Genomic DNA, 23826 nt, shown 5'->3' with positions numbered 1-23826 from the left:
ACCCGGGTGGGGCGGCTCCGGCCGCCCCACCCGGCGGTTCCAGTCTCAGGAATCGGGCTCCTGGCGGGCGGCGTCGATCCGCGCCCGCGCACCGTCCAGCCAGCGTTGACAGATCACCGCCAGCGCCTCGCCGCGCTCCCAGAGCGCCAGCGACTCCTCCAGGGACGTGCCGCCGGCCTCCAACCGCTCCACCACCGAGGCCAGCTCGGCGCGGGCCTGCTCGTAACTGAGCCGCTCGTCCGGCCCGGCCTTCGTGTCGTCAGTCATCGCGTTCATCTCAGCACACCACTCCCCACCGCGCCGCGTCGCCACTCAGCCATCGACAGTGGCGGCCAACTCGCCGTCGGCCAGTCGTACCCGCAGCGGGTCGCCCTTGCCGACCTCCGCCGCCGCGCGAACCACGTGGCCGTCGGCGCGCTGCACGATCGCGTACCCCCGGTCGAGGGTGGCGGCGGGGGAGAGGGCGCGCAGCCGCGCGAGAGTGTGCCGCAGGTCGTCCTCGGCGGCGGTGAGCCGATGCTCCAGGCAGCGGCCGGCCCGCTGACGCAACGCGGTCAGCTCGGTCGCCCGATGCTCCACCATCACCTGGGGCCGGGCCAGCACCGGCCGGGAACGCAGCCCGTCGAGCCGGTGCGTCTCCCGGTCGACCAGGTTGCGCACCGCCCGTTCGAGGCGGTGCCGGGCCTGACCGATGAGGCGTACCTCCTCGGTGAGGTCGGGAACTACCCGCTTCGCCGCGTCGGTAGGTGTGGAGGCGCGGACGTCGGCGACGTAGTCGATCAGCGGCGCGTCCGTCTCGTGGCCGATCGCGCTGACCACCGGCGTACGACAGCCGAACACCGCACGGCAGAGCGCCTCGTCCGAGAAGGGCAGCAGGTCCTCGATGCCGCCGCCGCCCCGGGCGATGATGATCACGTCGATGCTCGGGTCGGCGTCCAGGACCTTGAGCGCGTCGACGATCTGCGGCACCGCGGACGGGCCCTGCACCGCCACGTTGACCGTCCGGAACTCCACCGCCGGCCAGCGTCGTCGGGCATTCGTCAGCACGTCCCGTTCCGCCGCCGACGCGCGACCGGTGATCAGCCCGATCCGGCCGGGCAGGAACGGCAGCCGACGCTTGCGGGCACGGTCGAAGAGCCCTTCGGCGGCGAGCAGCTTCTTGAGCTTCTCCAGTCGGGCCAGCAACTCCCCGAGCCCCACCTGGCGAATCTCGTCGGCCCGCAGGCTCAGCGTGCCCCGGGCGGCGTAGAACTCCGGCTTGGCGTGCAGCACCACGCGGGCACCCTCACGCAGCTCCGGCGCGCCGGTGTCCAGGACGTCCCGGTTGGTGGTGACGGTCAGGCTCAGGTCCGCCGACGGGTCACGCAGGGTGAGGAAGACAATGCTGGCCCCGGGGCGGCGGCTGATCTGGGCCACCTGCCCGTCCACCCACACCCAGCCCAGCTTGGCGATCCAGGCCCCCACCTTCTGGCTGACCACCCGTACCGGCCAAGGCTCCTCGGCGCTGCTAGCCCCGCCGCTGCCCACCCGCGCCCCACCCTCGGTCACCCGCCCACCCTCGGTCACCCGCCCACCCTACGGACCCTCCCCACGGACCTCCCCCCACCTGGCCCGTCGATCATGAAGTTATTGCCCCCCGCGTCGGCGTGTCGGAGCAATAACTTCATGATCAACGCAAGGGGGTCGGGGGTTGTGGGCGGTGGCGGGTGGTGGGGTGGCACGTACGATGGGGTGGTGACTGAGGCTCAGGCGACTCACCGGACCGGCAAGCGCGTGCTCCTGGCCAAGCCCCGCGGCTACTGCGCGGGTGTCGACCGCGCGGTGCAGACCGTGGAGGAGGCGCTGAAGCTCTACGGCGCCCCGATCTACGTGCGCAAGCAGATCGTGCACAACAAGCACGTGGTGCAGACCCTGGAGGCCCTGGGCGCGATCTTCGTGGAGGAGAACGAGGAGGTGCCGGAGGGCGCCACAGTCATCTTCTCCGCGCACGGGGTGGCGCCGGAGGTCTACGAGCAGGCCAAGGAGCGTTCGCTGAAGGCGATCGACGCGACCTGTCCGCTGGTCACCAAGGTCCACCACGAGGCGCGACGCTTCGCGGCCGAGGACTACGACATCCTGCTCATCGGCCACGAGGGGCACGAAGAGGTCATCGGCACCGCCGGTGAGGCACCCGCGCACATCCAGCTGGTGGACGGCCCGGACGGCGCCGACAAGATCACCGTACGTGATCCGGAGAAGGTGGTCTGGCTCTCCCAGACCACGCTCTCGGTCGATGAGACGCTGGAGACTGTGGCCCGGCTCAAGCAGCGGCTGCCGCTGCTGCAGTCCCCGCCGAGCGACGACATCTGCTACGCCACCTCCAACCGGCAGCACGTGGTCAAGGAGATCGCCGCCGACTGTGACGTGGTGATCGTGGTCGGCTCCACGAACTCCTCCAACTCGGTCCGCCTGGTCGAGGTCGCCCTGGACGCCGGTGCCCGCGCCGGTCACCTGGTCGACTTCGCGCACGAGATCGACGACGCCTGGCTGGAGGGGGCCACGACGGTCGGCCTGACCTCGGGCGCGAGCGTTCCGGACGACCTGGTCCAGGAGGTGCTGGTCCACCTCGCCGCGCGCGGCTTCGCCGACGTCGAGGAGATCACCACCGCCAACGAGCGGCTCACGTTCTCGCTTCCGCAGGAGCTGAGGCGGGACATGAAGGCCGCCGCGGCGCGCGGTTGAGCACGGGAACGAACCGCGGTCGGCGTACGTCAGATTCGGCATGAGGACTCTTCGGCTCGCCGTACCCGCGTTGGCCCTCTGCGTGGCGCTGAGCGCCTGCGGCAGCCAGGGTGGTGGGGGCGGCACACCCAGCCCGACACCGACGGGAGCGCAGCCGGTGACCAGCCAGCCCACACCCGACCCGACCACCTCGCCGGAGACCATCCCCCCCACCACGCCGTCCGGGGGGAAGCCTCCGAAGCCGGGCGGCCCGAGCACGCCGCCGGGCGTCGGGGCCACCACCCTGAGCGGCACCCTGCAGGGCGGCGTGGAGCCCAACTGCGTACTGCTCGACGGTTACCTGCTGCTCGGCGGCCCGCGTGACGTGCTGACGCCGGGCGCGCGGGTCGAGGTCACCGGTCGGGTGGAGCCCGGCATGATGTCCACCTGCCAGCAGGGCACCCCGTTCGTGGTGGAGCGTGCCCACCGCTCCTGACCACTCACCCCTGACGTGCGGGAGCCCGCCCCCTGACGTGGGGGCGGGCTCCTGCCTGTTACGAGCGGATCAGTTCACGGCCCCGATGGTCAGGTTGCCGCGACCCACGATCGCGCCCTCGGTGGTGACGATCGCCAGTTCACCGGAGAGCTGACGCCCGTCGGCCGGAACGGCCACCGCGGTCACCGTGCCGGTGATGGTGGTCGACTCGCCGTGCATCAGCGGCACCGCGACGGTCGGAGCGGTGATCGTGCCCAGCGACGCTGACGCGAACGCGTCGTAGTAGTCGTAGGCGGTGCTGGTCCCCGGCCCGTCGACCCCGTACGGCTCCACCACGACGCGGTAGGTGCCGGCGGGCGGGTTGGTCAGCGTGACCGCCTCCTCCGAGTCGCCATCCGCGGCCCGACCGACCTCGGTGGTGCCCCGGTAGACGAACAGGTCCAGGTCGGCGCCCGCGTTCGCGGGGTTGCCGATCCGGGCGGTGAACGTCGACGTACCCTCCGGAATCTCCACGGTCCACTCCTGGTTGGGACCGCCCTCGGTGATGGTCGGACGCTCGGTGCGCACACCGGTCAACGCGCCGCTGCGACCGCTGACCGAGACCGGGCCGAAGGCGTTGGTGACCTTCCAGCTCACCGGGGTCGGCTCGCCGGCCTCGACACTGGGCAGCTCGACAAGCGCCGGCTCGACAGTCAGACCCTGCACCCGTGCCTGGAGCCTGAACGGGTTGTTCAGCGCCGGGGACGTCCGCCGCGACTCCACCTCGATCTCCCAGACCCCGGGAAGCGGGTTCTGGTAGTCACGCTCCTGCGGCTTGCAGACGTTGACGTCGGAGAAGTTGGTGTAGCAGACGGTGCTGGTGGTGGCCTCCACCGGCACACCCAACGGGTTGATCGCGATGAACCGGGTCTGCGAACCGGTGGCGATCCCGGAGAGGTTCACCTGGAGGGCCTTGGCGCCCTCCGGCACGGTGACGAAGTACGACGTGAAGCCGTTCCGGTCGACCGAGCCCTCGTTGGCGTACGAGAAGGTGGGCTTCTTCACGTCGTTCGAGGCCACCACCACCGTGGACACCTCGAAGTCGACCACGTTCGTGGCCGGATCGTCGATCCGCACGATCGCGCCGTGCGCGCCCTCGGTGGCCGGCTTGGCGGTGACGCTGATGGTGACGGCCTTGTTGAGCGGCAACGCGACGGTCTTCGGTGCCTTGAAGGTGCCGTCGTTGCCCTGGAGCGTGACGTTGTGCTTGATGGTGCCGGCCGGCCCGCTGGTGCGGGTCAGCTTGACCGGGTAGGTCTTGCTCTGGCCGACCTTGTGGCCGCCCTCGGCCGAGGTGCAGCGGTTGTAGACGCCGGTGCCGCGACCCGGGTTCGGCACGAACTTCACACCGTTCCAGATGGTCAGCTGCTCCGCGAGAGGGCTGCAGACCGGTGCGTCGGAGACGTACGACCGGGTGTCGACGCCCTGGCGCAGCAACTGCCAGGCGCCCGGAACGTTGACCATGCCGTAGCCCTGCGCGTAGGTCGGCACGTCCGCGATCGGCTTGGCGGAGCTGAACAGAGCCCGCCGCAGCGCGGCCGGGCTGACGCCCCGGTCGGTGGCCTTGGCGGCCGACAGCAGCAACGCGCCGGCGCCGGCGGTCTGCGGGGACGCCATCGACGTGCCGTTCAGCATCGCGTAGCCCGGGGGCAGCGCGTATCCGGCCTCGGGGACCGGGGCGCCGAGCTGCCAGGTCGGCGCGGTGGAGATGGCCGAGCCGGGGGCTGCGATGTTCGGCTTGAAGCCGCCGTCCTCGCGCGGGCCGCGGGAGGAGAAGTTGAACAGGGCGTTCTTCTTCCTGACGACCGAGCCGTAGTTGGCCAGCCAGGTGTCCTTGCTGATGTTGGCGGCAACGCTGATCACGTTGCTGGCGACGGACGGGTCGCCGACGGTGTTGAGACCCGGGCCGGAGTTGCCGGCCGAGATGACCAACTGCACGCCGTACGTCTCGATCAGTTCGTTGTAAAGGTTGGTCCTCGCGTTGTTGCCGTCGTTCAGGCCCGGAAGGCCACCGATCGACATGTTGACGATGTCGACGCCACGGTTGGCCACCAGGTCGATCATGCCGGTGGTGAGGGCCGCCGCGGTGCAGCCGCCGCCCCAGGAGCAGGCGCGGGCGGAGACCAGCTTGGCGCCGGGTGCGGCACCGTCGAAGGCCCCGTTGCCGAGCATGTCGTTGGCGGCGGTGATGCCGGCGACGTGGGTGCCGTGGGTGCTCTCGACGATGCCGATGTTGACGTAGTCGTAGGTGCCCGGCAGCCCGATCGGCGTGGTGTTCACGTTCTTGCGGAACTCGACGACGAAGGGCTGCCGCTCGGCGACAGGCGTCGCCGCGTTGTCGGTGCCGAAGTAGCCGATGTCGTACTTCTCCTTGTACGGCCGCATGATCGGGTCGTCGGTGAAGTTGAGGTTCTGGTTGGTGTCAACCCGGATGTTGTTGGTGGCCGGGTCGTAGAGCAACCCCCAGGTGTCGGTGACGTCGCCGTCGCGGTTGACGTCACCGCGGGCGTCGCTCGCGGTGGTGACGGACTCGCTGAACAGGTTGAACCGGTACGTCCCGGCCGGCGCCGTCCAGGTGCCGCCGGCGATGGCGAACGACGGGCCGGTGACCTCGGCCTGCATCCGCCGCCACGAGCCGTCCTCCAGCGGATCGGTCGCGGTGACCCAGTCGACGATCTTGCGCTCGCCGGTGGTGGTCTGCTGCAACGCCGGGTGGGCCAGGTCCACACCGGAGTCCATGATGCCGATCGTGACGCCCCGGCCGTCCCACTCGGGGTGGGCCGCGGTGAACGCCACCGCGCCGGTCTCGTTCGTTGGCATGTAGGGGTTGTCGGCCTGGGTGGTCTCTCCCGGCGCTGCGACGGTCGCCTGTCGCGCGCCAGCGGTGCCGGCGGGGGTGCGTTCCGGGGCCGGATCCGGCAGGTGGATGACCTCGTCCAGGTCGACGGCCGAGACGCCGGGCAGTCGCGCTGCCTTGAGGACCCGGTCGGTCGGAACCTTGGCCAGCACGAAGCCGACCCGGTCCTGCCGCTGGCTGACCGTGGCGCCGAGCTTGGTGAGGCTGTCGGCGACGTCTCCCGCCTCACCCTTCTCGGTGGCGACGATCAACGTGACGGTCGGGGCCTTCTTGGCGCGGGCCTCGCTGAGCAGTTTGGCGTCGTGCGCGCCCAGCGTCTCGGCGGCGGTGGCCGGGGAGGTGTCCGCTGTGGTCGTTGGAGCGGCGGCCGCGGTGGCGGCACCACCCATGGCGGTCACGGCGCTCGCCGCCAGGACCGATGCGAAGAGCGCGGCTGAGGTGCGCCGGCCCAGGTTTGGGAGTCTGCTCACGTTCTCTTTTCCTCCAGAGAACAGGGCCCTCAGAGAAGGGCGCTCGGGTGAGCAGAATCTTTCGGGGTGTCGGCGAGCACTGTCACTAGTGGCCAGTTCCTTGTGACCACTTCGTGATATGCAGGCATACGCACTGTCACATAGATGGTTAGCGGGCCGAGACCTCGTCGGCCGGATCGGCCAGCTCGGGTGCCTGCGGCTGTCGGGGCGTCAACTCGACCTGGGCCGGCGTGGCCAACTCGTCGTCCGAGACGCCCAACTCGGCGAGCTTGCGGGCGCTGACCAGCACCCGGGCCTCCAGCGAGCCGACCGCCCGGTTGTAGGCGGTCACCGCACCGGCCAGCGAGGACCCGAGCTTGCCCACGTGGTCGCCCAGGGTGGAGAGCCGGCCGTACAGCTCCCGGGCGAGGGTGTGCACGGCGAGCGCGTTGCGGGCCAGTGCCTCCTGCCGCCAGGAGTAGGCGACCGTGCGGAGCAGGGCGACAAGCGTGGCCGGCGTGGCGAGCACCACGTTGCGGGTGAAGGCGTGCTCCAGCAGCGTCGGGTCCCGCTGGAGCGCGACGTCGAGGAACGGGTCGGCGGGGACGAACAGCACAACGAACTCGGGTGAGTTGTCGAACGCCGACCAGTACGACTTGGCGGCCAGGGCGTCGACGTGCCCCCGCAGGTGCCGCGCGTGCGCGTCGAGGTGGGTGTCCCGACCGCGTTCGTCGCGGGCCTCCATGGCCGTCAGGTACGCGTCGAACGGTGCCTTGGCGTCCACCACCACCGAGCGACCGCCGTGCAGTCGGACCACCAGATCCGGTCGGACGACCTGCTGGTCGGTGGCGGCGGTGACCTGCTCGGAGAAGTCGCAGTGCTCCAGCATGCCGGCAGCCTCGACGATTCGGCGCAGCTGGTGCTCGCCCCAGCGGCCCCGCACCTGCGGTGCGCGCAGCGCCGCCACCAACTGTTTGGTCTCGGTGCGCAGCTCCCCGGAGACCGCGTTCATCGAGCGGACCTGCTCACGCAGCTCGGCGTACGCGTCGACGCGGTCGTGCTCCAACTCGGCCACCCGCAGCTCGTAGCGGCGCAGCGTGTCGTGCAGCGGCGCGACCGCACGGGCCACCGCCTCCTGGGACTGCGCGGTGGCCTCGTAGCTCAACGCCCGCATGGACTGCTCCAGCCGGCCCTCGCCCTCCCGGGTGGCGGCCAGGGTGGCATCCAGGCGGGCGATGTCGGCCGCCGAGCGGGACCGGGCCGCGAGCCAGCCCACCGCCCCGCCGGCGCCGAGGCACACGATCACCAGGAGCAGCGTCGAGACGTCCATCACCGGAGCTTGCCAGACGGATACGACGTGCGAGCCGGGGGTACGTTCGATGACATGGAACTTGTGCTCTGCCTCGCCGTCGTGCTGGTCGGCGCGCTGGGCGCCGCCGCGCTCATCCGCGCCCAGGCCGGTGCCCGCCGTCGCACCGAGCTCGGCGACGCCCGCGCGGAGGCGCAGCGGTGGTACGAGCGCCTCGGCGGCCAGTTGATGAACCTGCACGGCGACGACCCAGCGGTACGCCAGGCGCTGGCCGACGCCGGTGAGCGGTACAACGCGGCGGGTTCCCAGCTGGAGCAGGCGTCCACGCCGCACCAGTTCGGGCTGGCCCGGGAGACCGCGCTGGAGGGCCTGGCGTACATCCGGGCGGCACGCACGGCGCTGGGCATCGACCCGGGTCCCGAGGTGCCGACCCTGGCCGCCGCCCGCGGCGTGGGGCAGCTCACCAAGGAGCGCGAGGTCGACGTGCAGGGGCAGACCTTCCGGGCTGGGCCGCAACCCGGCCGGGAGACGCCCTACTACTACCCCGGTGGGCGTTATCAGGGTCGACCGGTGCCTGCCGGCTGGTATTCGACGCCGTGGTGGAAGACGGCGTTGGGGGCCGGCGCCGGTGTGCTCGGCGGCATCCTGATCGCCGACGCGCTCTTCTCGCCCGCCTTCGCCGACCCCGGGTACGGCTACGACGCCGGCTACCAGGAGGGCTTCGGTGACGGTGCCGACCAGGGCGGCGACGGCGGCGGTGACCAGGGTGGCGACTTCGGCGGCGGTGACCAGGGTGGCGACTTCGGCGGCGGCGACTACGCCGGTGGGGACTTCGGCGGTGGGGACTTCGGCGGTGGCGGCTTCGGCGGCGGCGACTTCGGTGGTGGGGACTTCGGCGGCGGCGACTTCTGACAGTCGTTCGCAGGCATACGGAACGGGCCCCGGTCGCAGTGACCGGGGCCCGTTTCCGTACCTGATGATCAGCCGGTGTTGCGCATCCCGGCGGCGATGCCGTTCACGGTGGTGAGCAGCGCGCGCTCCAGGGCCGTGCCGTCGCTCGGCGCGCGTCGGCCGCCCGGTGCGGTGGCGATCGCCCGCCCGGCGGCACCCGACTCCCGGTACTGCCGCAGCAGCGCCACCTGGAGATGGTGCAGCGGCTCCAGGTAGGTGTCGCGGACGGCCAGGGTGCGCTGGAGCACCGGCGAGTTCTCCAGCAGGGCCGGTGAGGCGGTGACCGCCAGCACCTCCCGCTTGGTCAGCTCGTACTCCTGCTCGATCTGCTCGAAGATCGGGTGCAGCTTCTTCGGCACCAGGGTCTCGACGTACCGGCGGGCGATGCTCAGGTCCGTCTTGGTCAGCATCATCTCGACGTTCGACAGGAACGTGCGGAAGAAGTGCCAGTTGCGGTGCATCTCGGCCAGCACGTCCGCCAGACCGGCCTCGCGGGCGGCGGCCAGCCCGGAGCCGACGCCGAACCAGCCCGGCACGATCTGCCGGGTCTGCGTCCAGCCGAACACCCACGGGATGGCCCGCAGCCCGGACAGCCCGGCGCCGGTGTTCGGGCGCTTCGCCGGCCGGGAGCCGATGTTCAGCGCGCCGAGCAGCTCGGTGGGGGTGGACGCCCAGAAGTACGCCGGCAGGTCCGGGTCCTCGACGAGTGACCGGTAGGACCGGAACGCCGACTCGGAGACCACGTCCATCGTCGCGTCCCAGCGCTCCAACATCTCGGCCGGCTGCCGGGGCGCGGTGTGCAGCAGGGTCGACTGGAGCACCGCGGCGAGGGTGAGCTCCAGGTTCTCCCGGGCCAGCGAGGGCAGGGTGTACTTGTCGGAGATCACCTCGCCCTGCTCGGTCACCTTGATCGCGCCGTCCATCGTGCCGTACGGCTGCGCCAGGATCGCCTCGTGCGTCGGCCCGCCGCCACGCCCGACCGTGCCGCCCCGGCCGTGGAACAGCCGCAGGTGCACGCCGTGCCGGGCGGCCACGTCACGCAGCGCACGCTGCGCCCGGTGGATCGACCACTGGCTGGTGGTGATCCCGGCCTCCTTGTTCGAGTCGGAGTAGCCGAGCATGACCTCCTGCACGTCACCGCGAGCGGTCACCAGCGCCCGGTACGCGGGCAGCGACAGCAGCTCGTCGAGGAGTTCGCCGCCGGAGTTCAGCTCTGCCGGGGTCTCCAGCAGCGGCACGAACCCGATCCGGGCCCGCCCGCTGTGCACGTCCACCAGGCCGGCCTCGCGGGCCAGCACCACGGCGGCCAGCACGTCGTCGACACCCAGGGTCATCGAGATGATGTACGACTCGATCACCTCGGCGCCGAACCGGTCCTGTGCCTCCCGGATGGTCCCGAACACGTCGAACGTCTTGCGGGCCGGCTCGGACAGCGCCGTGTCCACTGTCGACAGGGGGCGGCGGCCGGTCAGCTCGTCGGCGAGCAGCTTGGTGCGTTCCAGCCGGGTCAGCGCCGGGTAGTCGGAGACCTCACCGACCGCCTCGTAGAGCTGCGCGAGCACCGCGTGGTGCGCCTCGGCGTGCTCCCGGACGTCCATGGTGGCCAGGTGCAGGCCGAACGCGGAGACCGTACGGATGGTGGAGGCCAGCCGGCCGACCGCGGTGAGCTGCCCGGAGTTGCGGGCCAGCGAGGCGCGCAGCAGGTCCAGGTCGGCGATCAGCTCGGCGGAGCCCTGGTAGTCCCGGCCGGGCACGTGCGCGGTGCCCTGACGCAACCTCAGCCGGCTGTTGGCGAGCTTCGCCTTCACGCAGCGCGCCTTGAGCCGGTACGGCTCCTCCGCGTTGACCCGGCGGAAGCGCTCAGCCACCTCGGGCAGGGCGTCCAGGTCGGCGGCGAGGCTGGCGGAGAGGTCCAGGGACACCCCGCGCAGTCGGCGGGACACCGAGACCTCGTTGATCAGGTGGTCCATCGCCTTCTCGGTGGCCGCGATGCCGTGCTCGTGCTGGATGGTCAGCACCTCGCGGGTGACCGCGGGGGTGACGAACGGGTTGCCGTCGCGGTCGCCGCCGATCCAGGTGCCGAAGCTCAACGGCCGAGCCGTCGGCGAGGTCTCCACGCCGAGCGTGCGCAACGTGTCGGCCAGGTCGTCGAGCACCTGCGGGGCGGCCTCCGCGTACAGGTCGCGCAGGTAGTAGATCGCGTTGCGGGCCTCGTCGGTCGGGTCCGGCCGGTCGAGCCGCAGCTCGTCGGTCTGCCACATCAGGTCCAGCAACTCGGCCAGCCGGCGGTTGGCCGGGCCCTCGTCGCTGGCCCCGTAGAGGATCGCGTTGGCGGTCTCGGTGTCCAACTCGTCGGCGATCGCCCGCAGCTTGGACAGGATCGAGCGGCGGGCCGCCTCGGTCGGGTGGGCGGTGAAGACCGGCCGCACCGCCAGCCGGCGAGCCGCGTTGGCGATCTCCTCGGCCGGCACCCCGCGCTCGGCGATCATCTTGGCGGCCTGGTCCAGCCAGCCGCCCTGCACCGCGCGGCGGCGGCGCAGATCCCGCGCACGGTGCACCTGCTCGGTGATGTTGGCCAGGTGGAAGTAGGTGGAGAAGGCGCGGGCCAGCTTCGTGCCGGTGGTCACGTCGAGCCCGCCGAGGCGCTGGGCGGCCGCCGGGGCGTCGGAGCGGACCTGGGCGCGGATCTCCTCGACGAGGTCGAGCAGGGGGCGACCCTCCTGGCGGGCCAGGGTCTGGCCGAGCAGGGTGCCGAGTCGGCGAATGTCGGCGCGCAGTGCGGCGTCCGGGCCGTCATGGTCGTGCTGGTCGGTCACGATGCGCTCCCTCACGTGGATACGAAGGACAGCGCTGTCCGACTTACTGGATGGTATCCGCGCGCAGGGGTCGTCTGGAGGGCCCCCTGGTGATCCACTGCCTCCGGGAGCGTGTTTTCGGGGGTGATCTCAGCCACCGTGGCGGCCCGGCGAGGGGCCGGAGGTGGTGGCCCGGCGACCGCGGACGAGGCTCGCGCCGACCAACCCGAGCCCGCCGAGCACCGCCCAGATCCCGAGGGCGGAAGCCGGCCAGCCGGCCGATCGCCAGTCGAAGTACACAGCGGCCTTGGTCAGGTCGTTGGCGAGCCCGGGGATGTTCCACCTGTGCATGCCGCGCAGCACCCCGGGCAGGAACTCGGGCGCGTAGATGCCGCCGGAGCCGGGGTTGCCGAGCACCACCAGCAGCAGGATGACGAGCGCGGTGCCGGCGACGCCGAGCCAGCCCTGGATGGCGCTGGCGACCATCGCGGCGGCGAAGACGGCAAGCGCGCCGATGGCGGCGATCGTCGGCACGTCGTGGTGCCAGATGTCCAGGACGGGTCCGACCACTACCGCGCCGGCGATGCCGAGCAGCACGCTGTACACCGCCAGGGCGGCGATGCGCAGTCCGGCCCGGCGCGCCGTACGCGGGGTGGTGCCGGCGGATATCCCCAGCACTGTCGAGGCGAGGTAGCCGCCGAGCACGTACCCGACGTTCAGGTAGAAGGGCACCACCCCGCGCGGGTCGGCCGAGGGGACCGGCACCTTGTCGACGATCTGTAGCGGGGTGCCGGTGCGGCTGGTGGCGGTGCCGAGGACCTCCTTGATCGCGCTGGTGGCGGAGGGGCCGGAGGCGCTCGCCACGGTGAGGAGCAGACCGTTGTCGGGTCCGGTGCTGAGGACGGCATACACCGCGCGGCTGAGCAGCCCGTGCTCGGCGGCGCCCGGGTCGTCGTACTCGGTGGGTTTGAGGATTGTGGTCTGGCCGCGCACGGCGTCGAGCGTCGCCTGGGCGCGTTGGTCGCCGGAGACGACGCCGATCGGCAGATCGCGGGGTGTGGGCTGGTGCAACGCCCCGACGTAGGCCGCGATGAACGCCGTGGCCAGCACGAGAGTGCCGACGAGCAGTCCGATGCTGCGCGGCGCCCAGTCGCGGGCCGTGCCGTGCGATTCTTTGTCCACGTTATTAGCCTATGGTCCGTTTCGGGGACCACAGGGCGGAACCAGTTGGCCGGGCGTGCTCCAGGGCTCGGGTCCCGAGATCGCGCAATATCCAGGATCCAGTGGCATCGGTGCGGCGATGAGACCACTACATCCTGGTTCGAGCACGATCTTGGCGCGCGGTGCGGTGCGGTGCGGTGCGACGCGGCGCGGCGCGGACCTCGGCGGAAGGGGGTGGCTGTCGGTCGACGGGGCTAGGCTTGTTGTCGTGCACCCCCCGTCCGGCTGGACGAGGGGCCGCCGTCGTGTGCGTCGACTCCCCGAAAGGTTTCCCTTGCTCACCGGTCTGTTCACCGCCGCCCTGGCCGACCCCGGGCTGACCCGGGCGCGTGACCTGGCACGCTCCGGTGCCGCCCAGGTCGACGGCCTCGACATCACCGCCCCGGCGGCGCTGCGCCCGTTCGCCGTCGCGGCGGTCGCCGCGGACAACGACGGGGCCGGGCGACCGGTCCTGGCGGTGACCGCCACCACCCGGGAGGCCGACGACCTGGCCGCCGCGCTGGGCGGGTTGCTGCCGGCCGAGCAGGTTGTGGTCTTCCCATCCTGGGAGACGCTGCCGCACGAGCGGCTGTCCCCACGCTCGGACACGGTTGGCCGGCGGCTGGCCGTGCTGCGCCGCCTGGCGCACCCGGAGGCGACCGACGCGCACGGCGGCACCGGGCCACTGCGGGTGGTCGTGGCCCCGGTCCGTTCGCTGCTCCAACCGCAGCTGAAGGGGCTCGGCGATCTGGAGCCGGTGCAGCTCGCCGCCGGCGAGGAGGCGGACCTGGAGGAGGTCGCCCACCGCCTGGTCGACATGGCGTACGCCCGGGTCGACCTGGTCACCAAGCGCGGCGAGTTCGCGGTGCGCGGCGGCATCCTGGACGTCTTCCCGCCCACCGACGAGCACCCGTCCCGGGTCGAGTTCTGGGGCGACGAGGTGGAGGAGATCCGCACCTTCGCCGTCGCCGACCAGCGGACCATCGAGCAGGTTCCGCTGCTCTGGGCGCCGCCGTGTCGGGAGTTGCTGCTCACGCCGTCGGTCCGTGACCGGGCCGCCGCGCTCGCCGAGCAGCACCCCGAGCTGGGCGAGATCCTCGACAAGCTGGCCGAGGGCATCCCGGTGGAGGGGATGGAGTCGCTGGCCCCGGTGCTGGTCGGCCCCGACTCGTTGGAGCTGCTGCTGGACGCCATGCCGGCCGGCACCCACGTCCTGCTCTGCGACCCGGAGCGGATCCGCACGCGGGCGCACGACCTGGTGCGTACCTCGGAGGAGTTCTTGCAGGCCAGCTGGGCCGCCGCCGCGGTCGGCGGCCAGGCCCCGGTGGACGTCGGCGCCGCCGCCTTCCGCACCCTCGGCGAGGTGCGCGCCGCCGCGGGCAAGCTCGGCCAGCCGTGGTGGACGCTGTCCCCGTTCGGGCTTGTAGAGGGGGAGACGGCCGAGGCGCGGCAGCCCTGGGAGGACGCGCCCGAGCAGGCCGCCGTCACTCCGGACGACGCCATCGCGGTGACCCTGTCCGCCCAGCCGGCGCCGCTCTATCACGGCGAGACCTCGCGGGTCGTCGAGGACCTCAAGCGCTGGGCCGGCGAGGGCTGGTCGATCGCGTTGGTCTTCGAGGGGCACGGCCCCGCCCAGCGGGCGGTGGAGGTGCTGCGCGACGCCGGCCTGGGCGCCCGGTTGACCGAGGAGGTGCCGAGCGCGCCCGTCCCCGGCGAGCTGGTGGTCACCTGTGGCGCGCTGAGCGGCGGGTTCGTCGACGAGGCGTCCCGTTTCGTGCTGCTCACCGGCAATGACGTGACAGGTGGTCGGGGCACCTCGACGCGGGACATGCGCAAGATGCCGAGCCGGCGGCGCAACACGATCGACCCGCTGGAGTTGAAGGCCGGCGACCACGTGGTGCACGAGCAGCACGGCATCGGCCGCTACGTCGAGTTGGTGCAGCGCACCGTCAACGGCGCCAGCCGGGAATACCTGGTCATCGAGTACGCGGCCAGCAAGCGGGGCCAGCCCGGCGACCGGTTGTTCGTCCCGACCGACCAGCTCGACCAGCTCTCCCGCTACGTGGGCGGCGAGCAGCCGACCCTGCACAAGATGGGCGGCTCGGACTGGCAGAAGTCCAAGGCCCGGGCCCGCAAGGCGGTCCGGGAGATCGCCGCGCAGCTCATCCAGCTCTACGCCGCGCGTAAAGCGTCCAAGGGGCACTCGTTCGGCCCGGACACGCCGTGGCAGCGCGAGCTGGAGGACGCCTTCCCCTGGCAGGAGACGCCGGACCAGCTCGCCGCGATCGACGAGGTCAAGCGGGACATGGAGCAGACAGTCCCGATGGACCGGCTGATCTGCGGTGATGTCGGCTACGGCAAGACCGAGATCGCGGTTCGGGCGGCGTTCAAGGCGGTGCAGGACGGTAAGCAGGTGGCGGTGCTGGTGCCGACCACCCTGCTGGTCCAGCAGCACTACAACACGTTCGCCGAGCGGATGAGTCAGTTCCCGGTGCAGATCCGGCAGCTGTCGCGGTTCCAGACGGCGAAGGAGACCGAGCGGACGCTGGAGATGGTCGCCGACGGCACCGTCGACATCGTCATCGGCACCCACCGGCTGTTGCAGACGGCGACCCGGTTCAAGCAGTTGGGGTTGGTGGTCGTCGACGAGGAGCAGCGCTTCGGTGTCGAGCACAAGGAGCACCTGAAGACGCTGCGCGCGTCGGTCGACGTGCTCAGCATGTCGGCCACCCCGATCCCGCGCACCCTGGAGATGGCGATCACCGGCATCCGGGAGATGTCCACCATCGCCACCCCGCCGGAGGAGCGGCACCCGGTGCTCACCTTCGTCGGCGCGCAGGACGACAGGCAGGTGGCCGCGTCCATCCACCGCGAGTTGCTCCGCGACGGGCAGGTCTTCTACCTGCACAACCGGGTCGAGTCGATCGACCGGGCGGCACGGCGGCTACGGGAGTTGGTGCCCGAGGCGCGGGTCGCGGTGGCGCACGGCCAGATGGGCGAGGACGCCCTGGAGAAGGTCATGGTCGGCTTCTGGGAGAAGGAGTTCGACGTCCTGGTCTGCACCACGATCGTCGAGTCGGGCATCGACATCCCGAACGCCAACACGCTGATCGTGGAGCGGGCCGACCTGCTCGGCCTGGCCCAGCTGCACCAGATCCGTGGCCGGGTCGGCCGGGGCCGGGAGCGGGCGTACGCCTACTTCCTCTACCCGCCGGAGAAGCCGCTCACCGAGCACGCCCACGAGCGGTTGGCGACCATCGCCCAGCACACCGAGTTGGGTGCGGGCATGTACGTGGCGATGAAGGACCTGGAGATCCGGGGCGCCGGCAACCTGCTCGGTGGCGAGCAGTCCGGGCACATCGAGGGCGTCGGCTTCGACCTGTACGTGCGGATGGTCGGCGAGGCGGTCTCCGCGTTCAAGGGTGAGCGGCCGGAGGAGGAGACCGACGTCAAGATCGACCTGCCGGTCGACGCGCACCTGCCACACGACTACGTGAGCGTGGAGCGGCTGCGCCTGGAGATGTACCGCAAGCTCGCCGAGGCACGCGACGAGGAGCGGTTGGGCGAGGTGATCGCCGAGATGACCGACAGGTACGGCGAGCCGCCGGCGCCGGTGCAGAACCTGGTGGAGGTTGCCCGGTTCCGCCTGCTGGCCCGCCGCTACGGCCTGAGCGACGTGTCCATGCAGGGCAAGCACGTGCGGTTCGGCCCGCTGCCCCTACCGGACTCGAAGCAGTTGCGGCTCAAGCGCTACCACCCGGATGCCGTCTACAAGCAGGCCACCGACCAGGTCAGCGTGCCCCGACCGACCACCCGTCGGATCGGCGGCGAGCCGCTGCGTGACCAGGCGCTGCTCCAGTGGTCCGCGCAACTGCTCTCCGATGTGCTCGGTGCCCCCGCCCCACTGGCCGTCGCGGCGGGCTGAGGTGGGTCCGCGGTGCGGTGGGGGCCGTCACAGCCTGGGAGAGGGCATGAGAGAGTGACGGGTATGCGTGCTCGCCGTGTGATCGCCGCCGCCAGCGTCGCGGCCCTGGGTGTCCTCTCCCTCGCCGCCTGCGGCAAGTCCGCACCGAACGTCGCCGCGTATGTCGGTGACACCACCTATTCGGTGGACCGGGTCGACGCGATCTACGACGACGCGCAGGCGAAGTACGGCGACGCGGTCCGGCAGGAGGCTGGCCAGGCGGGGGCGACGCCGTCGGCCGAGCAGTTGCACGCCGCGGTGACCCGTCAGGACGTAGTCAACCTGCTGGTCAGCATGGATCTCGGCAAACGGGTCGCCGCGGCGAAGAACATCCAGGTGCCCGACGAGGTCACCCCGCAGCAGCTTGAACAGAACCTGCGGCTGCCGGCGACCACCGAGTACGCCAAGCTCTGGGGTGAGTGGATCGACCTGCTCCAGGTGCTCAACCAGCAGCTCCCGCCGGCCGAGCTGAGCGACGATTCGCTGATGGCCGTCTACGACGCGCTGGCGAAGACCGGGGCGATCAAGGGCGGCATGTCAGTGGCCGACGTCCGTCAGGCGTTCGGCGACGGCGGCTTCGTCCGCAGCGCCACCGCCCTCAGCACCGCGCTGGAGGACGAGGCGAGCCGGATCGACGTCACGATCAACCCGCGCTACCGGGCGGTCGGCGTGCCGTCGGTGGTGAGCACCGGCCAGTCGCTGGTCTTCTACTCACTGCCGTACATCAACGAGGCCGGCCCGGTCACTGACATCTCCACCCCGGAGCCGCTGCCGTCGAGCGACGCCCCGAGTGGCGAGGGCCCAGCACCGGACGAGGGCACGGCCAGCTGAGCATGACCGCACGGATCGTCCTCCTGGTCACCTCACCCCGGTTGCCCGCCGGTCTGTTGACAGCCGCGGCCTGGGACGTCGTACGCCAGCACCCGGTGCTGACCGGCGCGGACAGCGAGTTGGTCACGGCCGTGCGCCAGGCGGGCGCCGAGGTCACTGTGGTGGACGGCCCGGCGACGCAGCCGTTGCTGGACGTGGTGGCGTCGCACGGCACTGTGGTGTGGCTGGCCGGCCCGGCGGGTGACGAGGCGCTGGCCCGGGAGTTGGGTCTGCGGCTGGCCCGGCAGCCGGGGTTGGCCGAGATGGAGTTGATGTACGGCTCGTGGGATCCACCGGGTGCCCGGCTGCTCGATGCGGTGGCCGTGCTGGATCGACTGGCCTCTCCGGGTGGCGACCCGTGGAAGCGGGCGCAGACGCACCGCAGCCTCGCCGGTTACCTGCTGGAGGAGAGCTACGAGGCGTACGACGCGATCAGCGCCGACGACACCGACGCGCTGCGCGAGGAGTTGGGCGACGTCCTGTTGCAGGTGGTGCTGCACGCGCGGCTCGCCGAGGAATTGCCCGAGGATGAGCGGTGGAGCATCGACGACGTGGCCGGTGGCCTGGTCGACAAGATGATCCGGCGTAATCCGCACGTCTTCGCCGGCGCCGAGGTGGGCACCCTGGAGGAGATCACCGAGAACTGGGAGCGGATCAAACGCGCTGAGAAGGCACGCCAATCGGTGCTGGACGGGGTGGCCCTGAGCCAGCCCGCGCTGGCCCTGGCGACGCAGATCCTGGACCGCGCCGCCCGGGCCGGCATCAAGGTCCCACTTCCAGCAGCAGAAGCCGAAGCGGACGCCGAGGCCAAACTGGGCGCCGACCTCCTGGCAACCGTAGCCGCAGCCCACAAGGCAGGCATAAACCCCGAGTCAGCCCTCCGCCAAACCACCCTCGCTCAAGCCGAGGCCATCCGCGCCGCCGAACCCCCACCTCCCCGGTGATCATGAAGTTATTGCCCCGACACGCCGAGGTGGATGGCAATAACTTCATGATCGACGGAGTGGGCTCGACCGGCCATGGTGACGGTGGGCGGTCGGTAGGGTGGGCGGGTGGAAGCGTTTGGGGTGCTGGCTGAGCGGGTTGTCGAGGCATTGCTGGAGTCGCGGCCGGGGGTGGCCACGGCTGCCGGGGACCACCGGTTCGACGACCGGCTGCCGGACCTGTCCGCCGACGGGTTGACCGCCGATCGGGCGATGCTCTCCGACGCGGCCAACGCACTGTCCGAACTGGACCCGGACTCGCTCGACGTCGAGGAGCAGGTCGACCACGCGCTGCTCACCTCATTCGTGGATCGGGAGCTGTTCGAGCTGACCGAGATCCGGTCGCACGAGTGGGATCCGCTGCGGCACAACCCTGGCCCGCTGCTGCACCCACTGCTGGCCCGCCCGTACGCCCCCGCGGAGGTGCGGCTGACCCAACTGGCCGGCCGGCTCGCCGCCGTACCGGACGCCCTCGCCACCGCGCGCGCGACACTGCGGGACATGCCGCGGATCCATGCGGAGACGGCGGTCGGGCAGTTCACCGGGACGGCCGCGCTGATCCGCGACGAGCTGCCGGCGCTGCTCGCCCAGGCCCCGAGCCACCTCGACCGGGTCGAGCCGGCGGCCACGGCGGCGATCGCCGCGCTGGACGAGTTCGTCGCCTGGCTACGCGTCGGCCTGGCCGCCGATGCGGGCCCCGGCCGTGACCCGCGACTGGGCCGGCGCCGTTGGGAGGCCCGGCTCTGGCACACTCTCGACACCGAGCTGGGCGCCGCCGAGATCCAACGGCGCGCCTGGGCCAACCTGGACCGGATCACCGCGGAGATCCGCGAGGCGGCCGTCGAACTGGTCGGCGGCCCGGCCGACGACGCGACGGTACGTCGGGCGCTGGACCTGCTCGCCGCCGAGCACCCGAACGACGCGACGATCGTCGAGCTGGCCGGGGTGACCCTGGACGAGGCGACCGACTTCGTCCGCGCGCACGACCTGGTCAGCCTGGTCGACGACAGGTGCGTGATCCAGGAGATGCCGGAGTTCGCCAGGGGGGTCGCGGTGGCATACTGCGACGCGCCCGGCCCGCTGGAGACCGCCGTCCTGCCGACCTTCTACTGCATCGCGCCCACCCCGTCGGACTGGTCGGCGCAGCGGGTCGAGTCGTTCTACCGCGAATACAACGACCACATGATCCGCAACCTGACGGTGCACGAGGCGATGCCGGGGCACTTCCTCCAGCTCGCCCACGCCCGCCGCTACGTCGGTGGCACGCGGGTTCGCGCGTTGGCCGAGTCCGGCCCGTTCATCGAGGGCTGGGCGGTCTACGCGGAGGAGGTGATGACCGGGCTCGGCTTCGGTGGTCTGCCGGTGCGGTTGCAGCAGCTCAAGATGCAACTACGGATGACCATCAACGCGCTGCTCGACCAGTTGGTGCACGCCGAGGACCTGCCCGAGGCCGAGGCGATGGCGTTGATGACCGGGCGCGGCTTCCAGGAGGAGGGGGAGGCGGCCGGCAAGTGGCGGCGCGCGCAACTCACCTCCACCCAGCTCTCCACCTACTTCGTCGGGTACAGCGAGGTGGCCGAGATCGCCGCCGCCCGCCCGGACGGGGTGTCGGTCCGCGACTGGCACGACGCGATGCTCGCCCACGACTGCCCGCCCCCGCGCCACCTGCGCACCCTGCTGGGTCTCTGAAGGTCGCAGTCGGGGCAGCGGCGGGCGGTCTCGCCGGGTCGGTCGGTCACGAGCCGCCGGGGCGGCGGTCGACGAGGCCGGCGCCGGCGGGCGGGTCGAAGGCCTTCTCGTCGACGGTCGCGGAGTAGTCGCTCAGTGCCAGCTCCATCGGCTTGCCGTCGACCGGCCCGGTGAAGGTGCCGAGCACGCCCTCCGTGGTGACGCAGGCGGTGAAGTCGCCGGACGCGCTTTCCACCGCCACGCAGGCGGCGTGGTGCCCGGCGACCGTGGTGTCACTCTGCTTGATGACCGCCTGCGGGTCGAGCGCGGCGGCGGTGAGCAGCCCGACCACCACCGGCGGCGTGACGAGGCCCTGCCGGTTGGCCTCGCCGAACAGCGTCACCGTGGGCTTGCTGCCCGGGGTGGGCGGGGCGATCAGCGTGCACTCCGGGCGGGTGCCGGTCGTCGTGCAGCGTGTGATGGCGTCCGGGGTGACGGTGAGTTGCCCGCCCGGGTAGGTGTACGTGGATCGCGCCGGGTCCTGTGCCTGCACGATCGCGGCGCGCTGGCCGCCGGGCAGTTGGTAGTCGGCCGAGTAGGTCAACTCCAGTGCTCGATCGAGCCGGGCGGCGAGGTCGTTGACGAGTTCCGAGCGGCCCATGGCGACTCCGGCGTCCTCGAATGTCTGACAGCCGGTGACCGTGAGCGACGCGATGACCGACACGGCGAGCATGCGGAGGGTGGTCGAGGCGGCGGGCATGGCGACCAGCCTGGTGGATCTGGTCCGTGCAGCGCAAACCCGTTGCCGGTTGACGCCCGGAAATCCGGGAATGTCCGTCAGCGTGGGGCGACCCGGGTGCGCGGGCGACGCCGTGCCCGTTCGCGTCGCCCGATACGCTGCGTTCAACACCTGCCTCAGCCGCACCGTCGCGGCCCACCCACGGACCGGATCACAACAACGAGGAGCGACTTAGTGGCAACCATCGAGGGAATCGTCGCCCGGGAGATTCTCGACTCGCGGGGCAACCCGACGGTCGAGGTCGAGGTCGGTCTGGACGACGGCACGGTAGCCCGCGCCGCCGTGCCCTCCGGCGCCTCCACCGGCGCCTTCGAGGCGATCGAGCTGCGCGACGGTGACGACGACCGCTACCAGGGCAAGGGCGTGGAGAAGGCGGTCTCCAACGTCGAAGACAAGATCGTCGACCAGATCATCGGGTACGAGGCCAGCGAGCAGCGGCTGATCGACCAGAAGATGCTCGACATCGACGGCACCGACAGCAAGTCGGAGCTGGGCGCGAACGCCATCCTCGGGGTCTCCCTGGCGGTGGCGAAGGCCGCTGCCGGCAGCGCCGAGCTGAGCCTCTTCCGCTACCTGGGCGGCCCGAACGCGCACCTCCTGCCCGTGCCGATGATGAACATCCTCAACGGTGGCGCGCACGCCGATTCGAACGTCGACATCCAGGAATTCATGATCGCGCCGATCGGCGCGCCCACGTTCCGTGAGGCGCTGCGCTCGGGCGCGGAGGTCTACCACGCGCTGAAGTCGGTGCTGAAGAAGAAGGGCCTCTCCACCGGGCTCGGCGACGAGGGTGGCTTCGCGCCGAACCTGCCGACGAACGCGGCGGCCCTGGACCTGATCGCCGAGGCGGTCGAAAAGGCCGGTTACCGGCTCGGCACCGACATCGTGTTCGCGCTCGACGTGGCGGCCACCGAGTTCTTCGACAACGGCAGCTACACCTTCGAGGGCGCCGCGAAGTCCGCCGAGGACATGAGCACCTACTACACGAAGCTCGCCGACGAGTACCCGATCGTGTCGATCGAGGACCCGCTGGCCGAGGACGACTGGAGCGGTTGGCAGACGCTTACCGCCTCGATCGGCGACCGGGTGCAGATCGTCGGTGACGACCTGTTCGTGACCAACCCGCAGCGCATCGCCCGTGGTATCGCGGAGAAGTCGGCGAACGCGGTCCTGGTCAAGGTCAACCAGATCGGCTCGTTGACCGAGACCCTGGACGCGGTGGACCTGGCCCACCGGGCCGGCTTCAAGTGCATGATGAGCCACCGTTCCGGCGAGACCGAGGACACGACCATCGCCGACCTGGCGGTGGCCACCGGCTGCGGCCAGATCAAGACCGGCGCGCCGGCCCGCTCGGACCGCGTCGCCAAGTACAACCAGCTGCTCCGGATCGAGGAGGAGCTGGCCGACGCGGCGCGCTACGCCGGCGCTGGCGCGTTCCCGCGCTACCGTTCGGCCTGAGACGCACGAAGCCTCGGGGGAGGGGTGTGACGATGCAGCAGCGCCGCACACCGGGTGGTCAGCGTCCCGCTCGTCGGCCGGGTCAGTCCGGTCGGCCGGGCGGCGGGCGCGCCACCCGGGGATCGGTCCGGGAGGCCGGCGTACGCGCCGAGCCGCGCGCCGCCGGTCGCGCGCCGGGTGCTGCCCGGGGCGCCGAAGGCGTGCGGTCCGCGAATCGTCCGGCCGCCGCTCGGCGTACCGCCGCCGGTGGTGCCGTGAAGCGGCTCGCCGCACCCCACCCCCGTCGCTTCACCGGCCGGGCCACCGTGCTGTTCGCGGTCCTGATCGCGCTCGCTCTGGCCTACACCTACCCGGTCCGGGTCTACCTGGACCAGCAGGCCAACATCGAGCGGATGGAGGCCGCCCAGGCGGTGCAGGAGCGGGAGATCGCGAAGCTCGCCGAGAGGGCCGCGAAGTGGCAGGACAAGGCGTTCATCGAGACGCAGGCTCGGGAACGGTTCTTCATGGGCCGCCCGGGCGAGAAGATGATGGTGGTGCTGCACGACCCGGAGGGCGCCGCCCGGGACGCTGGGAAGTCGGCCGGTTCGGCCGCCCCACCCGGGCCGGTGACCTGGTACGACACGCTCTGGTCGAGCGTGCAGGCGGCGGACAGCCAGCAGCCGGGCAAGTGAGCCACCGACCAGCACACCAGGAGAGATGGGCACCGTGACTGTCGTACCACCGTCGGAGCCGGCGGCGGACTCCGTTCCCCTGCCGCAGCGGGAGCCGGCCACCGAAGCCGATCTGGCGGCGGTGGCCGCGCAGCTCGGCCGGACGCCCCGGGGCACCCGGGCGGTTGCCCACCGTTGCCCGTGCGGCCTGCCGGACGTGGTGGAGACGACCCCCCGCCTCGCCGACGGCACCCCGTTCCCGACCCTCTACTACCTGACCTGCCCCCGGGCCACCGCCGCGTGCAGCCGACTGGAGTCGGCGGGGCTGATGAAGGAAATGGCGGACCGGCTGACGACGGACCCGGAGTTGGCCGCCCACTACCGTGCGGCGCACGAGGACTACCTCACCCGCCGGGAGGCGGTCGACGAGGTTCCGGAGATCGCCGGCATCTCGGCCGGCGGGATGCCGGGCCGGGTGAAGTGCCTGCACGTGCACCTGGGTCATGCGCTGGGCGCCGGCCCCGGCGTGAACCCGTTCGGCGACGAGACGTTGGAGCTGGTCGAGCCCTGGTGGTCGGCGGGGCCCTGCGTGGACGTGCCGGCGGGAGAGTGAACGCGCAGACCGGGTCCGAGGCGCC

17 protein-coding genes are annotated in these 23826 nt (G+C 71.5%); 10 read left to right on the top strand and 7 right to left on the bottom strand.

Features of this window, described 5'->3' with window-relative positions; all coding sequences use genetic code 11:
- Positions 1–45 precede the first annotated feature (45 nt).
- Complete coding sequence (locus KBX71_RS11710) at positions 46–267, bottom strand: exodeoxyribonuclease VII small subunit (protein ID WP_210817954.1); 222 nt, start codon at positions 265–267, stop codon at positions 46–48.
- Between the two features lie 45 nt (positions 268–312).
- On the bottom strand, positions 313–1527 hold the full coding sequence (xseA, locus tag KBX71_RS11705) for an exodeoxyribonuclease VII large subunit (RefSeq protein ID WP_210817995.1): 1215 nt from the start codon (positions 1525–1527) through the stop codon (positions 313–315).
- Between the two features lie 207 nt (positions 1528–1734).
- On the opposite strand from xseA, the gene KBX71_RS11700 reads away from it, so the two are divergent.
- Positions 1735–2721, top strand: a complete 987-nt coding sequence (locus tag KBX71_RS11700) for a 4-hydroxy-3-methylbut-2-enyl diphosphate reductase (RefSeq protein ID WP_210817953.1) — start codon at positions 1735–1737, stop codon at positions 2719–2721.
- A 40-nt stretch (positions 2722–2761) separates the two neighbouring features.
- Complete coding sequence (locus KBX71_RS11695) at positions 2762–3196, top strand: hypothetical protein (RefSeq protein WP_210817952.1); 435 nt, start codon at positions 2762–2764, stop codon at positions 3194–3196.
- Positions 3197–3265: 69 nt separating this feature from the next.
- Here KBX71_RS11695 and KBX71_RS11690 read toward each other — a convergent pair whose 3' ends face one another.
- Both KBX71_RS11690 and KBX71_RS11685 read right to left on the bottom strand, forming a co-directional pair.
- The gene (locus KBX71_RS11690) at positions 3266–6562 is read right to left on the bottom strand and encodes a S8 family serine peptidase (RefSeq protein ID WP_210817951.1); all 3297 of its coding nucleotides are present in this window, start codon (positions 6560–6562) and stop codon (positions 3266–3268) included.
- A gap of 148 nt (positions 6563–6710) precedes the next feature.
- Positions 6711–7871, bottom strand: coding sequence for a DNA recombination protein RmuC (locus tag KBX71_RS11685; RefSeq protein WP_210817950.1), 1161 nt, complete (start codon positions 7869–7871; stop codon positions 6711–6713).
- A 54-nt stretch (positions 7872–7925) separates the two neighbouring features.
- Here KBX71_RS11685 and KBX71_RS11680 point away from each other — a divergent pair, with 54 nt between their 5' ends.
- Positions 7926–8762 carry a hypothetical protein gene (locus KBX71_RS11680; protein ID WP_210817949.1) on the top strand — a complete coding sequence of 279 codons (837 nt, stop codon included), beginning with the start codon at positions 7926–7928 and terminating at the stop codon, positions 8760–8762.
- A gap of 68 nt (positions 8763–8830) precedes the next feature.
- Here the strand turns inward: KBX71_RS11680 and ppc are convergent, their stop codons facing one another.
- Together ppc and KBX71_RS11670 are read right to left on the bottom strand one after the other, a co-directional pair.
- Complete coding sequence (ppc, locus tag KBX71_RS11675) at positions 8831–11617, bottom strand: phosphoenolpyruvate carboxylase (RefSeq protein WP_210817948.1); 2787 nt, start codon at positions 11615–11617, stop codon at positions 8831–8833.
- Positions 11618–11746: 129 nt separating this feature from the next.
- The gene (locus KBX71_RS11670; RefSeq protein WP_210817947.1) at positions 11747–12778 is read right to left on the bottom strand and encodes a hypothetical protein; all 1032 of its coding nucleotides are present in this window, start codon (positions 12776–12778) and stop codon (positions 11747–11749) included.
- A gap of 313 nt (positions 12779–13091) precedes the next feature.
- Between KBX71_RS11670 and mfd the strand changes: the two genes are divergently transcribed.
- The 4 genes from mfd (at position 13092) to KBX71_RS11650 (ending at position 20302) form a co-directional block, all read left to right on the top strand.
- Positions 13092–16721 (top strand): transcription-repair coupling factor, encoded by a 3630-nt coding sequence (gene mfd / locus KBX71_RS11665; protein ID WP_210817946.1) that lies wholly within the window; start codon positions 13092–13094, stop codon positions 16719–16721.
- Positions 16722–16784: 63 nt separating this feature from the next.
- Positions 16785–17591 carry a hypothetical protein gene (locus KBX71_RS11660; protein ID WP_210817945.1) on the top strand — a complete coding sequence of 269 codons (807 nt, stop codon included), beginning with the start codon at positions 16785–16787 and terminating at the stop codon, positions 17589–17591.
- Between the two features lie 2 nt (positions 17592–17593).
- Positions 17594–18574, top strand: coding sequence for a nucleoside triphosphate pyrophosphohydrolase (locus KBX71_RS11655; protein WP_210817944.1), 981 nt, complete (start codon positions 17594–17596; stop codon positions 18572–18574).
- A gap of 108 nt (positions 18575–18682) precedes the next feature.
- Positions 18683–20302: a DUF885 domain-containing protein gene (locus KBX71_RS11650; protein ID WP_196928340.1), complete on the top strand. Its 1620-nt coding sequence runs from the start codon at positions 18683–18685 to the stop codon at positions 20300–20302.
- Between the two features lie 46 nt (positions 20303–20348).
- Here the strand turns inward: KBX71_RS11650 and KBX71_RS11645 are convergent, their stop codons facing one another.
- On the bottom strand, positions 20349–21041 hold the full coding sequence (locus KBX71_RS11645) for a hypothetical protein (protein WP_210817943.1): 693 nt from the start codon (positions 21039–21041) through the stop codon (positions 20349–20351).
- 213 nt (positions 21042–21254) lie between these two features.
- Here KBX71_RS11645 and eno point away from each other — a divergent pair, with 213 nt between their 5' ends.
- From eno to KBX71_RS11630, 3 genes are read left to right on the top strand one after another with little or no spacing between them, the layout of a single operon-like run.
- Positions 21255–22538, top strand: coding sequence for a phosphopyruvate hydratase (gene eno / locus KBX71_RS11640; protein WP_196928338.1), 1284 nt, complete (start codon positions 21255–21257; stop codon positions 22536–22538).
- Between the two features lie 32 nt (positions 22539–22570).
- Positions 22571–23209 carry a septum formation initiator family protein gene (locus KBX71_RS11635; protein ID WP_210817942.1) on the top strand — a complete coding sequence of 213 codons (639 nt, stop codon included), beginning with the start codon at positions 22571–22573 and terminating at the stop codon, positions 23207–23209.
- A 34-nt stretch (positions 23210–23243) separates the two neighbouring features.
- Positions 23244–23801, top strand: a complete 558-nt coding sequence (locus tag KBX71_RS11630; RefSeq protein ID WP_210817941.1) for a DUF501 domain-containing protein — start codon at positions 23244–23246, stop codon at positions 23799–23801.
- The last annotated feature ends 25 nt before the right edge of the window (positions 23802–23826 follow it).

This window comes from Micromonospora sp. D93 (assembly GCF_018070365.1).
GTDB lineage: Bacteria > Actinomycetota > Actinomycetes > Mycobacteriales > Micromonosporaceae > Micromonospora > Micromonospora ureilytica.
This window is presented reverse-complemented; position numbering and strand designations above follow the sequence as displayed.

Bases quoted from the DNA above. Each gene is read 5' to 3' on its own strand.
- KBX71_RS11660 (WP_210817945.1), top strand. From the start codon at position 16,785: ATGCGTGCTCGCCGTGTGATCGCCGCCGCCAGCGTCGCGGCCCTGGGT.
- KBX71_RS11635 (WP_210817942.1), top strand. From the start codon at position 22,571: ATGCAGCAGCGCCGCACACCGGGTGGTCAGCGTCCCGCTCGTCGGCCG.
- KBX71_RS11710 (WP_210817954.1), bottom strand. From the start codon at position 267: ATGACTGACGACACGAAGGCCGGGCCGGACGAGCGGCTCAGTTACGAG.
- KBX71_RS11645 (WP_210817943.1), bottom strand. From the start codon at position 21,041: ATGCCCGCCGCCTCGACCACCCTCCGCATGCTCGCCGTGTCGGTCATC.
- KBX71_RS11695 (WP_210817952.1), top strand. From the start codon at position 2,762: ATGAGGACTCTTCGGCTCGCCGTACCCGCGTTGGCCCTCTGCGTGGCG.
- KBX71_RS11655 (WP_210817944.1), top strand. From the start codon at position 17,594: ATGACCGCACGGATCGTCCTCCTGGTCACCTCACCCCGGTTGCCCGCC.
- KBX71_RS11680 (WP_210817949.1), top strand. From the start codon at position 7,926: ATGGAACTTGTGCTCTGCCTCGCCGTCGTGCTGGTCGGCGCGCTGGGC.
- KBX71_RS11685 (WP_210817950.1), bottom strand. From the start codon at position 7,871: ATGGACGTCTCGACGCTGCTCCTGGTGATCGTGTGCCTCGGCGCCGGC.